Raw genomic sequence first — 12,444 nt, 5'->3', positions numbered from 1 at the left:
ATTCACTTATTGATTCAATAACGCATACTAAACGTCGGCTAGTTTAGCAGATTTTCTACGCACTTGATCAGATGAGCGTGATAATTTATCCATCATTCACGGCAGATTATTATTCCACCGTAAAATAACGTTATTTTGCAAAGCGTGAAGATAAAAAAACCCGGCAATGCCGGGTTTTTTAATATTAATTGGCTGCCGAAACGGCAAACAATTAACGCTTGGAGAACTGAGGACGACGGCGTGCTTTACGCAGACCGACTTTCTTACGTTCAACTTCACGTGCGTCACGAGTAACGAAACCTGCTTTACGCAGTTCGCCACGCAGTGACTCATCGTATTCCATCAGCGCACGGGTGATACCGTGACGGATAGCACCAGCTTGACCAGAGATACCACCACCTTTAACGGTGATGTACAGATCCAGTTTACCAATCATCTCGACCAGTTCCAGCGGCTGACGAACTACCATGCGGGCAGTTTCACGGCCGAAATACTGTTCAAGGCTGCGCTGGTTAATAACGATGTTACCGCTACCCGGCTTAATAAAGACGCGTGCGGAAGAGCTTTTGCGGCGACCAGTGCCGTAGTATTGATTCTCTGCCATTGCCTATATCCCGATTAAATGTCCAGAACTTGCGGTTGTTGTGCCGCATGGTTGTGCTCGTTACCTGCGTAAACTTTCAGTTTACGGTACATTGCACGACCCAGCGGGCCCTTAGGCAGCATGCCTTTAACCGCGATCTCGATCACGCGCTCAGGGTGGCGGGCAATCATCTCTTCAAAGGTCGCTTGTTTGATACCACCGATATAGCCGGTGTGGTGATAATAAATCTTGTCAGAACGCTTGTTGCCGGTTACGGCAACTTTTTCTGCGTTCAGAACGATGATGTAATCACCGGTATCAACGTGCGGAGTGTATTCCGCTTTATGCTTACCGCGCAGACGGCGAGCCAGTTCAGTAGCAAGACGGCCCAGCGTTTTGCCGGTCGCATCTACAACATACCAGTCACGCTTTACTGTTTCTGGCTTAGCTGAAAAAGTTTTCATTAAATAACTTACCCAATCTAAAGTTACACGTTGGTGAACACCAATCGTCAAGAAACGTTATTGAGGCTCACACGACCAATCGAGTCCAGCAAACCTACCCCTTCGAGCAGTACATGCCGACACTATCAAGGTTCTGGGAAAAAAACCTTGTTGTAACGTGGGGTCGCAAGATTATAGAGAAGTCGACCACAAAGATCGACCTGTTTTTACGCCGTTACGATGATTTATTCTATATAAAAGAAAACGGCATCGATAAACTCGATGCCGTTCCATCCAACGCTCTGCGAACGCGCCGCAGAGCATTCTGGAAATCTATCAGCCGCCGATGATGCCCATGCTGATTAACATTTCCCACCAGCCCAAGCCAACTGTCATATGAATAGCCAGACTCAGGAAGGCTACGACGCCGCCGATAATCCACCAGGAGCGGGTATCGTTGTAGCCAGCACCGAATACGATAGGAGCCGCAGCGCCTCCGTAATGGGTCAGGCTGCCGCCGTAGGAGTTAGAGAACAGCAGGCCCAGCGCCAGCAGCATCGGAGGAGCGCCGGCAACCAAACCTACGGTCGCAAACACCGGCACCATCGCAGCAACGTAAGCGCCGCCGGAGGCGAACAGGTAGCGAATAGCCACGCTGATAAACAGGATGACAAACAGGGCCATCATCGCGCTATCGCCGAAGGACAGGTTGTCTTTCATTACTGTCGCCAGCCACTCAAAGAACTTGGCCTTGGTCAATACGCCGGACATACCGATGATGCCGCCGTACCAAATCAGGGTGTTCCAACCGCCCTTATTCTTCAGAATGTCGTCCCAAGTCACTACGCCGCACAGAATGGTCAGCGCCATGACGCAGATAGCAACGGTTGAAGCGTCAACGCCGATGAAGTCTGAACACATCCAGCCCAGCAGAGCAAGAACGAACAGAACCAGCAGCAGCTTCTCGCGCAGAGACATCGGCCCAAGTAGCTCAAGACCTTCTCTTGCGATCTTCTTGTTGTCGACTTTCTTAAGCTCAGGCGGATACATTTTGTAGATCATAAACGGCGTCAGGATCAGCATGATCAGACCCGGTACGCAGGCGGCCAGCGCCCACTGACCCCAGCTCAGCTGGATGTTCAGGATCTTGGACATCATCTCCAGCGCCAACGCGTTAGGCGCCATCGCCGTCAGGAACATATAGCTGGTGGTTTTCGTCACCATATAGATGTTAACCATCAGGTAATGACCGGCCTTACGCGGGCTTTCATTCGGATCTGAACCTAAAGCGACGGAGACGCTGTTGATGATTGGGAACACGATCCCACCGGCGCGCGCCGTGTTGGATGGCGTTGCCGGAGCGATTAACAGGTCCAGAATTGCGGTAACGTAGCCCAGGCCCAGCGTCGTTCCGCCCAGCTTGCCGATAAGGATATAGGAAATACGCTTACCTAAACCTGTCAGAACAAACGCGGAACTTAGCGTAAACGCAGCGAATACCAGCCAGGTCGTACCGGAGGAATAGCCTCTCAATACTTCACCGGCTTTCAGCCCTTTTTCGCCAAGTCCAAACTCGCCGAACACGCCAATGACAACGGCAGTTGCGGCAATTGTTCCCAACAGGATAACCGGCTCGGAATAAGGCTTTAGCACCAAACCAACGATAGCGGCCAAATAGAGACCGAACAATACCCATGCGAGACTTGATAGTCCTGCGGGTGTCGGTATCAGAGCCACGATAATGGGAATGGCTATTAGCAATAATAGCTTCCACATTTTCTCTTTACTCATTACGGACATTCTCCTTGATAATAAAAAACACAGTCTGGCCCCACGTTTAAAAAAACTTAAACGTGAAAATACTTATTAAAGAATTTTAAAATTAGGTTATGGAGTTATTTCGTTATCTAACCGTTAATAATAAATTAAAAAATTCGAAGCGGGATTTTCGCTTCTATAATGTTTCGCATAATGCGCCATACTTGACGATAAATATGTGACACAGGCTAAAGTTGATATCATAAATTTAATGTTTTTAATTTCCGTTTTATTCCTTATCAACCTTATGGATTTAATTACTCCTATGGCTAAAACCCGAATAAAAAAGGGCGCCCATCAAAATAGGCGCCGTTTAACATAGTGTAACGTTATTCTATTTAAAATAGCTTACTGAGGAAAACTACATAACGCGTAGACAGCTGAGCGCGCCAGATTAATATACCTCAACCTCGCCTTTCATTAAGACACGAGCCGTTCGGTATACGGTTCCATTTAACGCGTTGAACTCTCCCTGATGATTTTCAACGTTGGCGCTGACGGAAAGTATTCCGCTACAGTGTCCAATATTTAATTCATCTTTATGGTTAATGTCTTTAGTGATCTCATTAACCAGCGTTCCTTCAATTTTTGCCGCAACGCCAATACAAACGCCCCCGGTAATAGCCAATACGGGATGAAGTTTTCCCATTGACAGCATGCGGGCCTGAATGTCGACGTCATTCTTGTTGACGTTCTCACCGGCCAGGCTGACGTAGCCAGCGGCAGGAGCGACAAAACAAAACTTCGGCACGGCCTGGCTGTTGACGCGAGCGTCGTCCATATCCTTCGCTAACCCGATCAGTACCGCAGCGGCTTCGCGGATAGAAAGCATTCTTCTTAACAGTTCAGGGTCGCTGTCAATCTGGGCGGGAAGTTCGCCGCCGGTTAGCCCAAGGTCCGCTGCTCTGACAAACACCAGAGGGTTTGCCGCGTCAACAATCGAGATTTCCACAGGACCAACGCCGGGAACGTCTATCGTATCCTTGACGTTACCCGTTGGCAGCAGCTTGCCCGTTACCGCACCGCCAGGAGACAGGAAGTCCAGCTGAATGCGAGCGCCGGTACCCGGTACGCCCGAGATGGCGAAGTTGCCGTCGTACACGACCTTGCCGTTTTTGACCGGCACGTGCGACACGATGGTTTTCTTGGTGTTGGTGTTATAAATTCTGACCTGCGTTACCGGCTCGGTGATTTCATCCACCAGGCCTCTTTCAATTGCAAAGGGGCCCACCGCCGAAGAGATGTTGCCGCAGTTTCCTTTACGATCTACCGCATTAGCCGCCGTTTCAACCTGGCAGAACGTATAGTTGACGCCGTTTTTCTCTTCCGGGCGTCGACTTACGATCATTGCTTTGCTGGTGGTCGACGTTCCGCCCCCCATGCCGTTAATCTGTCTACCTGACGGATCGCTGCTGCCGTAAATCTTACAAAGCCACTCGTTCTGCGTGGCGACATCGGCAGGCATATCGCTTTCAACAAAGCAGCCGGCCTTACTGGTTCCACCCCGCATCCAGAAGCAGGGTACGCTATGACTTTTCATATAAAACCTCCAGTGACGTTTCGTCGTTTTAATTTTTTCCGTATGACTCGGGAAATTGAGCCAAAAACCAAGTCACAATAAGAAGATCGGCGCTGCCGCCGGGGCTTAAGTTTCTTTCAATGCACTGATTGTCGAACTCTTTCAGGCGGGTGATGTAATCCGGCTGCATAACGCCGCCGTCGGCTAAAAACTGCTGAGCCGTGTGCTTAATCCAGCTCAGCCCTTGTGCGCCGCCGCGGGAAGCAACGTTAGTGTCGCCGTTTACCGCCATCAGGCTTAACAGCGCCTGAAGAAGCGCCCTCTGTGGGTCGATGCCTTGAGAAATAGCCTGCTGATAAACGGGAAGAGAAACCGTCAATACTAAAGAAAAGCCTGACTCGGCTTCTCCCCTTGCGCCGGTTAAGCCGAACTCTCGGTACAGCCGCTGGCCGGCAGTGAGCGAAGGGTTATTTTGAGCAAGTTCGTTGGCGACCATTCCCTGACACATGTCAGCCACCGCTTTACACAGGTTAAGCTGCGTGACGGGGCGCTGCCCAGCCACCAGCCGCCCCATTGCTGTGGCCAGCAGGCCGAGAGAGAAAATGGTTCCCTTATGGGTATTCACCCCCGACGTCGCTTTATACATTGACGATTCACAGGCCAGACCCAGCGGGCGAATGCCGTGCAGCACGTCGCGACTCGCCTGCTGATATGAACTCATGCCGTATTCGACAAAATAGGGGATCCACGTTCTGATGGCGTCCGCGCTGCGGTAGAAATCAACAATTTCCATATCCTTGTGGGCGCCGCTGTTGCGCATGTCCACAAGCCCCGGTTTCGGCGTCAGGTTGACTTCGTTCAGCATGGCGCCATGCGCCAGCTGGCTACAGCGGACAACCCAAGGCAGCTTGTTAATTTCAAGGGAAACGGGTTTTTGAACGGGATCGGTGGATTTCAACATCATAAGAACAGCGCCTCCATTGCCTGATTCAGCGCTTGTAAAGAGTGGGTTCGTTCGCGGGCGCAAATGCGCGCATCACGCTCACAAACCAGACAGCGCCTAGGACCCAGGCCTAGCGCCTGCCGGGACAAAATCCCGTTTTTACCGATAACGTCAATATCCCAAAGGCGCCCTGCGGCGCTTTGCTGCTCCAGCTCAACGCTGGCGCGTTTGACGTCTTCTGCGGGTAAATCTATCGCCATCAGCCCTTCCGGGCCGGTCGGCAGACAAAAGACTTCCTTGGCCACCGTGCGCCAGCCCTTTTCAAGGCTTAGTGCGTCCAGCGCCTGCCAGGCCATGTTAAAGGCCTGGCGGGACAGTCGAGTGTCTTTAAACTCTCCCGGAACGACTATCGTCAAAGAAACTATGGCCATTTCGTAGCGGCTAATCCAAGCCCGCTGCCGTTCCTGACGAGCCTCTCTGCTGAGTAAAACTTCCTCCAGAGAGACGCTGCGTTCTTCGACGAGTTCCGGGAGAATGCCCATCGCGAGCTTACTCTTTTATTTGATTAACAACGTCAATCACGGAGCCGTCACGATAGCGCACCACTGCCACAACGCGGTCAGTGAACTCAATCGGCTTAGGCGCGCCGGTCAGAGCCACCGCGCGTTCGTACAGCGCTTCGATGGTGGTCACCGGCATGCCGGCCTCTTTCAGACGCTCAGCCAGTTCCGGACGCGCCGGGTTAACGGCGATACCGTGGTCGGTAACCAGAATGTCGATGCTGCTTCCCGGAGTGATCATCGTCGTAACGTGCTCAACGATGGTCGGAATGCGGCCACGCACCAGCGGCGCTACGATGATAGCCAGCTGAGAAGCCGCAGCGGTATCGCAGTGGCCGCCAGAGGCGCCGCGCAGTACGCCGTCAGAACCGGTCAGTACGTTGATGTTGAACTTGGTGTCGATTTCCAAGGCGCTTAAGATAACCACGTCCAGACGCTCAACGGACGCGCCCTTGGAGGTGAAGTTAGCGTACTGGTTAGCGCTGATCTCAACGTGATTCGGGTTGCGGGCCAAAGAGGCCGCCGCGCCGGCGTCAAAGCTCTGAACGTCCAGCAGCTTTTCAATCAGCCCCTTCTCGTGCAGATCGACCATTGCGCTGGTAATGCCGCCCAAAGCAAATCCGGCCTTCACGTTCTGGCTGCGCATTTTGCTTTCCAGGAAGCGAACTACCGCCAGAGAAGCGCCGCCGGTACCGGTCTGCATGGAGAAGCCCGGCTTGAAATAGCCAGAATTGATGATGACGTCCGCCGCGCGGCGGGCAATCAGCAGTTCGCGTGGGTTGGTGGTCATACGGGTCGCATCGGCACCGATCTTTTCAGCATCGCCTACGCGCTCAACCTGCACAATCATGTCGACCTGATCCTGACAGATGCTCAGCGGATGATGCGGATAAGGAAGGATTTCTTCGGTCAGCATAACGACCGTCTTGGCGTTTTCAGCGTCTACGCGAGCATAGCCCAACGAGCCGCAGCACGCTTTGCCGGTGTAACCGTTGGCGTTGCCGAACTCATCACAGGCCGGGACGCCCAGAAAAGCGACGTCAATATTCAACTCGCCGGACTGAACCAGATTCACGCGTCCGCCGTGGGAGTGAATGTGTACGGGCTCTTTCAGCAGGCCGCGGGAAATCTCTTCCGCCAGCGGGCCGCGCAGGCCAGAGGTATAGATCTTGGTCACGACGCCGTTGCGAATGTGTTCAATGACCGGAGAGTGGCAGCCGGCCAGCGAACTTGACGCCAGCGTCAGGTTTTTAAAGCCCATCGCTGCGATTTGCGCCATAACCAGGTTAATAGTCAGGTCGCCGCCGCGGAACGCGTGGTGGAAAGAGATAGTCATGCCGTCTTTCAGACCTGAACGACGGATAGCCTCTTCCAAAGAAGAACACATCTTTTTATTACGCGGCCTTTGAGCCTGCAGTTCTGCTTTCGGCATATCGCTAAACGGCGACAGCTTACGGCCTTCAGAACCGTTACAGATATTCATTACTTGTTGTTGACGAGACATTTCGATTCACCCCACCTTATTCTTCACGGATGCCGGACAGCGCTGCGCGCTGAACCACCAGACGGGCACGTTCGATAATCGGGCCGTCAATCATTTTGCCGTTAAGAGAAACGACGCCTAATCCTTCTGCCGCAGCCGCTTCAGCCGCTTCAATCACGCGCTGAGCGTGGTCAAGCTCTTTTGCGGTTGGCGCATAAAGGTTGTGAAGAAGTTCAATCTGGCGAGGGTTAATCAGAGACTTACCGTCAAAGCCCAGCTGTTTGATGTGAGAAGCTTCGTTGAGGAAGCCCTGCTCGTTGTTCGCGTCGGAATATACGGTATCAAACGCAGCGATGCCGGCATGGCGAGCGGCCTGCAGAATGGAACAGCGCGCAAACAGCAGCTCGATGCCTTCGGGAGAACGCTCGGTGCGCAGGTTGCGCACGTAGTCTTCCGCACCCAGAGCGATACCAATCAGGCGCTCGGAAGCATGGGCGATCTCTACCGCATTGTTGATGCCTTCGGCGGATTCAATCGCGGCCATCATGCCGGTGCTGCCGACTTCGCGTCCGCACTCACGCTCGATGCGCTCGATCTCTTTTTCCATATCGACGACGTCCTGCGCGCGGTCGGTTTTTGGCAGGCGAACGATGTCGACGCCGCCGCGAACTACGGCTTCAAGGTCTTTAATACCGAATTCGGAATCCAGAGCGTTAACGCGAACGACGGTTTCAATCTTTTGATACATCGGATGCTGCAGCGCATGGAAAACCAGCAGTCGAGCAGCGTCTTTCTCTCTGAGCGCGACGGAGTCTTCCAGGTCGAACATGATGGAGTCAGCGGAGTAGATAAAAGAGTTGCTGACCATAGCGGCATTAGCGCCGGGAACGAACAGCATGCTGCGGCGGACGCGTTTTTTCAATTCAGGCTTCATTTCAATGCCTCCCACGGTAGCGTTTTGCTGTCACTGGCCCTTAGCAGTACGGTTTGTAAGCGAGCGCGCAGGATGCAGTCCAGCGCGCCTTTATCGTCAACAATGAGCTGAACGCCGGTAACGCCAAGCTTGGCTAAGGTGTCCATCACGGTCTCCCGGATAGCGTCGCCAAACTGCTTCTCTACGCTGCTGTTCAACTGTAGGTCGATCTCCTGTCCATCGATTGGAGCGACCCGCATCATGACATCGCTTGACTCAAGCGTGCCGGCTACGGCTTCTTTGATAATTTTCATAGTTCACCTACGGTAATAACGGAATCTTCTGTTGGGGCGTCCGTGGACTTCTGGCGAAGGAGCGGGCTTTTTAACAAATACTGATACGTGCACTCCGGAACCAGATGAGAAATGGTGTCCATCTGCCCTTTCGACAGCAAACGACGCACCCATGAGGCTGAAACGGCCGTCCCTTCATGCTGCAGACGTTCTATTTCAACCAGTTCAATCGGCGGGCTGGCAAGCTCTGGCGTGCCGAGCCAATAACGCATGTCGGCATTGTATTTGCGGGTCACTTCGCAAAAGGGTTCCGTGCCAACGAAACGATGCGTTACGCCCAAGGCCGGAGCCAGATACTGCCGGAAAATTTTGAGGTCGATTTCGGTATAGCAGTTGTCGACGATGCCCTGCTCTTTAATGAAATAGCAGGGGAAGGTCGCGCGCGAAATCATGTATTCCGAACCGGGATGCACCGTCAGGTTAGGAATATTGGCCGTTCCCTCCGTCACCAGCTTCAGGCGATCGACATAGGGGAACGTGGAGGTATTTTCTTTAACCAGAAAAAGGTGGAGCCAGTCGCACTGCGCGGCGGCCTGCTGAACCAGGTATTGATGGCCTAGCGTGAACGGATTAGCGTTCATGATGATACAGCCGATTTTATCGCCCGGTTTACGGCTTTTCGCCAACTGCTCGCCGTAGCGCTTCAGGCGACAGCTGCTGTTTTCCATTAAAACGATAGTTCCGGGAACGGAAGCGATCGGGAAAAAGCCGCACTGGCGGAATAGCACTTCGTTTTGCGTCTTTGTATAGATGAAAAGATGAGTATGGTGGCGCTCGTAGGCCAGGTTGACCAACTCCGTCGCCAGAGAAAGGGCGATGCCCTCACCGCGAAGATCCTCGCTTATCGCTACGCACTTGATAATATTATCGGCAATTCCGCCACAGGCGATAATTTGGGAATCGCGAGTTACGGTAATAAATTCTTCAACGGTGGTGTCAATATTCAAATCGTTTTGACGAAGGAATTTCACGATCTCGGCAATTTTTTTAAACTCCGAACGCTTTACCCGATTGAATATTGTTGAATTATACATAATTCATTCTCTATAGACGTATTAATAAGACAACAAAGAAATACTTAAAGGCAGGCGACACGCACGGGCGCCCGGCCGAAACCACAGTCAGAGTCAAAGCGCAGCCTATCCCCAGCAATAGGCGGCATAAATGAAAATGTCTTTTTAATCATTAGAAATGATAAGCCAATTGACTAATATTATGGCGAACCACATCATATTAATTAGCTATAGCCAGTTAATTGATCTGCTTCACAGATAACTGAATAAATAGAAATAACTTAATGGTTTTTATTAACTTTATTAATTAAATGCATTTTATAACCAAATTAATTATATTTAGTATATCGGATATCGTAGAATAAGAAATAAAAAAGCGAATGTTAAATGCATATTAAATTAACCAAAGATTATATGAAAAGTATGTTAAAGAACATGTCGTTTCAATGGCGTGTTTTTTTACTATTGCTTGTCGTGTTTACGTTACTCTTGGGCGCATTAAACAAGTTCGTCGAATATCAGCTAGATATCTATCTAACCGATAAAGTCAGCGAAATCGCTATGAACCAGGCCAAAATCATCGCTTCTATGGATGACATCATCGAAGGCGTGGAACATAGGGATACGACAAAGCTTAAAAAAATTGCCGACAGACTAAGCATGGAGTCCAACTTCAGCTATCTGGTCATAGGTGATGAAAACTCCGTCAGGCTTTATCACCCCAATCCGGAAAAAATCGGCTACACCATGCAGTGGAACAAGCCGGGCGCGCTGGAACGCGGGGAGAGCTACATCATCAGCAGCGAAGGCTCTATGGGCCTCGCGCTAAGAGCCAAAACGCCGATATGGGATAAAAACAACAAGGTTATCGGCGTTATCTCCCTTGGCTATCTCAACAGTAAAATCGATATCTGGCGCTCAAATCAGATACTTCCTTTGACCAGCGCCCTGCTGCTTATTCTGTTTGTTTTGATTTTTCTTTCCTGGCAGTTCTCCACCCACATCAAAAAACAGATGATGGGTATGGAACCTGCAGAGATCGCACGCGTGCAGCGACTGCAGGACGCGCTTTTCGACGCCGTATTTGAAGGCCTGATCGCCGTCGATACGGAGGGGAAGATCACCGCTATCAACCAAAATGCACAAAAAATGCTAAAGCTGACCGGCGCGCCGAAACATCTCATCGGTCTGGGAATCAAAACGCTGGTTACGCCTTCTGACTACTTTACTGAAAACCAGGGCAATAACCGTATTGATGATTTGCTGGTTCTTAACGGAGTAAAAATCATCGCTAACCGCGTTGGCATTTGGATAGACAATGAATTCCAAGGATGGGTAATAAGCTTCCGGCGTCAGGACGAGCTCAACATGCTGAGCGCCCAGCTGTCGCAAATCCAACAGTACGTAGAGAATTTACGCACCCTGCGCCACGAACACCTGAACTGGATGTCCACTATTGGCGGGCTGCTTCAGCTAAAAGAGTACGATCGGGCGCTGGAGATGGTGAAATTTGAGTCGTCTAATCAACAGTCTATTATCGACAATATCAGCAGCATGTTTAAAAACCGCCTGATTGCGGGACTGCTGTTTGGCAAATATCATCGAGCGAAGGAACTGGGGCTTGAGATCGACTTTATATCGGGGAGTTCACTGAGCGCCACTCCGGGGCCGCTCACCGAAAATGAGCTCGCCAGCATTTTGGGCAACCTGCTTAATAACGCTTTTGAGGCTACGCTAAAGAATCCGGACGGTAGCAAGATAGTTGAGTGCTATATCTCGGACGAAGGCGAAGAGCTGGTGATTGAGGTTTCGGATCAGGGTTCTGGCATAGCACCCGACATTCGCGACAAAATTTTTACCCGCGGCGTATCCTCCAAACGAAGCGGCGATCACGGAATAGGGCTTTATCTGGTTAAAACCTATATCGATCAGTACAACGGCACCATTACGATAGAAGATAACGAGCCCTACGGTACTGTGTTTTCTATTTTTATTCCTAAGGGGACAGCAAAAGGAAATTAGTCATGAAATACCTGAACATATTAATCATCGAGGACGAAACGCCGCTGGCCGAAATGCACGCTGAATTTATAAAGCGCCACAGCGCCTGCCGTCAGGTATGGTTGGCCGGCAATCTGGAACAGGGCCGGATGATGATTGCCAACTTCAAACCCGACTTAATCGTGCTGGATAACTACTTGCCCGACGGCAAAGGGATCGAACTATTACAAGAACTGTCCGCCGCCAAGTATCAAGGGCAAATTATCTTCATTACGGCCGCCAGCGATATTGAAACCGTCGCTGACGCTATCCGCTATGGCGTATTTGACTATTTGATAAAGCCGGTTTCCTACGACAGGCTGGAGCAAACACTGGAACGCCTAAGCCACCTGCACCGCGTACAGCGTCAGGCAGAAGACGTCAGCCAGTGGCAGGTCGATGAAATGTTCAATACGTTTGCTCGCATTCAAGCCAAACCGTCAATGCCTATCGGCATCGATGAAATTACGCTGAAGGTCGTACAGGACGCCTTCATCGACAGCGGCGAGGAAATTGGCTACACGGCCGAAGACATTGCCAAAAAGCTAGGCTTAAGCCGCACGACGGCCCGACGCTACCTTGAGTTTTGCACAAAAGAAAGCTTCCTTAAGGCAGAGATCATTTACGGTAAAGTAGGCCGTCCTCAACGCATTTACCGGCTCAGCCCGCAGAGAAAAGAGAACTAATCGACTGGTGGGCAGACGTTCGCTTTCTGCCCGGCCTTTTGAGATGAAAAACGCGTCTTTATCATGATAGGATATAACAACATACTGATT

General features: G+C 51.2%; 12 protein-coding genes. 2 read left to right on the top strand and 10 right to left on the bottom strand.

The window, feature by feature from the left end; translation table 11 throughout:
- Positions 1 to 211 precede the first annotated feature (211 nt).
- The 10 genes from rpsI to citC form a co-directional block, all read right to left on the bottom strand.
- Positions 212 to 604, bottom strand: a complete 393-nt coding sequence (rpsI, locus tag G544_RS0112355; RefSeq protein WP_027274897.1) for a 30S ribosomal protein S9 — start codon at positions 602 to 604, stop codon at positions 212 to 214.
- A gap of 14 nt (positions 605 to 618) precedes the next feature.
- Entirely contained in the window at positions 619 to 1,047 is a 429-nt protein-coding gene (gene rplM, locus G544_RS0112350) for a 50S ribosomal protein L13 (RefSeq protein WP_027274896.1), read from the bottom strand.
- Positions 1,048 to 1,362: 315 nt separating this feature from the next.
- A complete protein-coding gene (locus G544_RS0112345) occupies positions 1,363 to 2,817 on the bottom strand; it encodes an anion permease (RefSeq protein ID WP_027274895.1) in 1,455 nt (484 codons plus the stop codon).
- 421 nt (positions 2,818 to 3,238) lie between these two features.
- Complete coding sequence (locus G544_RS0112340) at positions 3,239 to 4,384, bottom strand: 2-methylaconitate cis-trans isomerase PrpF family protein (RefSeq protein ID WP_027274894.1); 1,146 nt, start codon at positions 4,382 to 4,384, stop codon at positions 3,239 to 3,241.
- Positions 4,385 to 4,412: 28 nt separating this feature from the next.
- Complete coding sequence (gene citG / locus G544_RS0112335; RefSeq protein WP_245614597.1) at positions 4,413 to 5,327, bottom strand: triphosphoribosyl-dephospho-CoA synthase CitG; 915 nt, start codon at positions 5,325 to 5,327, stop codon at positions 4,413 to 4,415.
- Complete coding sequence (gene citX / locus G544_RS0112330) at positions 5,324 to 5,848, bottom strand: citrate lyase holo-[acyl-carrier protein] synthase (protein WP_027274892.1); 525 nt, start codon at positions 5,846 to 5,848, stop codon at positions 5,324 to 5,326. The genes citG and citX overlap by 4 nt, the downstream gene beginning before the upstream one ends.
- Positions 5,849 to 5,855: 7 nt before the next feature.
- Entirely contained in the window at positions 5,856 to 7,370 is a 1,515-nt protein-coding gene (gene citF, locus G544_RS0112325; protein WP_036023981.1) for a citrate lyase subunit alpha, read from the bottom strand.
- A gap of 16 nt (positions 7,371 to 7,386) precedes the next feature.
- Positions 7,387 to 8,283, bottom strand: coding sequence for a citrate (pro-3S)-lyase subunit beta (gene citE / locus G544_RS0112320; protein WP_027274890.1), 897 nt, complete (start codon positions 8,281 to 8,283; stop codon positions 7,387 to 7,389).
- Complete coding sequence (gene citD / locus G544_RS0112315) at positions 8,280 to 8,576, bottom strand: citrate lyase acyl carrier protein (protein WP_027274889.1); 297 nt, start codon at positions 8,574 to 8,576, stop codon at positions 8,280 to 8,282. Before citD ends, citE begins: the two co-directional genes overlap by 4 nt.
- Complete coding sequence (citC, locus tag G544_RS0112310; RefSeq protein WP_027274888.1) at positions 8,573 to 9,649, bottom strand: [citrate (pro-3S)-lyase] ligase; 1,077 nt, start codon at positions 9,647 to 9,649, stop codon at positions 8,573 to 8,575. Before citC ends, citD begins: the two co-directional genes overlap by 4 nt.
- A 366-nt stretch (positions 9,650 to 10,015) precedes the next feature.
- Here citC and dpiB point away from each other — a divergent pair, with 366 nt between their 5' ends.
- Together dpiB and dpiA are read left to right on the top strand one after the other, a co-directional pair.
- Positions 10,016 to 11,650, top strand: coding sequence for a sensor histidine kinase DpiB (gene dpiB, locus G544_RS0112305; RefSeq protein WP_422655593.1), 1,635 nt, complete (start codon positions 10,016 to 10,018; stop codon positions 11,648 to 11,650).
- 2 nt (positions 11,651 to 11,652) lie between these two features.
- Entirely contained in the window at positions 11,653 to 12,354 is a 702-nt protein-coding gene (dpiA, locus tag G544_RS0112300) for a two-component response regulator DpiA (RefSeq protein WP_027274886.1), read from the top strand.
- Positions 12,355 to 12,444 lie beyond the last annotated feature (90 nt).

Origin of the sequence: Leminorella grimontii ATCC 33999 = DSM 5078, from assembly GCF_000439085.1 — a bacterium.
GTDB classification, from domain to species: domain Bacteria; phylum Pseudomonadota; class Gammaproteobacteria; order Enterobacterales; family Enterobacteriaceae; genus Leminorella; species Leminorella grimontii.
Note: the sequence above shows the minus strand (reverse complement) of the source record. Positions and strands in the feature narration are given on the sequence as shown.

Bases quoted from the DNA above. Each gene is read 5' to 3' on its own strand.
- rplM (WP_027274896.1), bottom strand. From the start codon at position 1,047: ATGAAAACTTTTTCAGCTAAGCCAGAAACAGTAAAGCGTGACTGGTAT.
- citE (WP_027274890.1), bottom strand. From the start codon at position 8,283: ATGAAGCCTGAATTGAAAAAACGCGTCCGCCGCAGCATGCTGTTCGTT.
- G544_RS0112345 (WP_027274895.1), bottom strand. From the start codon at position 2,817: ATGAGTAAAGAGAAAATGTGGAAGCTATTATTGCTAATAGCCATTCCC.
- rpsI (WP_027274897.1), bottom strand. From the start codon at position 604: ATGGCAGAGAATCAATACTACGGCACTGGTCGCCGCAAAAGCTCTTCC.
- citG (WP_245614597.1), bottom strand. From the start codon at position 5,327: ATGATGTTGAAATCCACCGATCCCGTTCAAAAACCCGTTTCCCTTGAA.
- citX (WP_027274892.1), bottom strand. From the start codon at position 5,848: ATGGGCATTCTCCCGGAACTCGTCGAAGAACGCAGCGTCTCTCTGGAG.
- citF (WP_036023981.1), bottom strand. From the start codon at position 7,370: ATGTCTCGTCAACAACAAGTAATGAATATCTGTAACGGTTCTGAAGGC.
- dpiA (WP_027274886.1), top strand. From the start codon at position 11,653: ATGAAATACCTGAACATATTAATCATCGAGGACGAAACGCCGCTGGCC.
- G544_RS0112340 (WP_027274894.1), bottom strand. From the start codon at position 4,384: ATGAAAAGTCATAGCGTACCCTGCTTCTGGATGCGGGGTGGAACCAGT.
- dpiB (WP_422655593.1), top strand. From the start codon at position 10,016: ATGCATATTAAATTAACCAAAGATTATATGAAAAGTATGTTAAAGAAC.
- citD (WP_027274889.1), bottom strand. From the start codon at position 8,576: ATGAAAATTATCAAAGAAGCCGTAGCCGGCACGCTTGAGTCAAGCGAT.
- citC (WP_027274888.1), bottom strand. From the start codon at position 9,649: ATGTATAATTCAACAATATTCAATCGGGTAAAGCGTTCGGAGTTTAAA.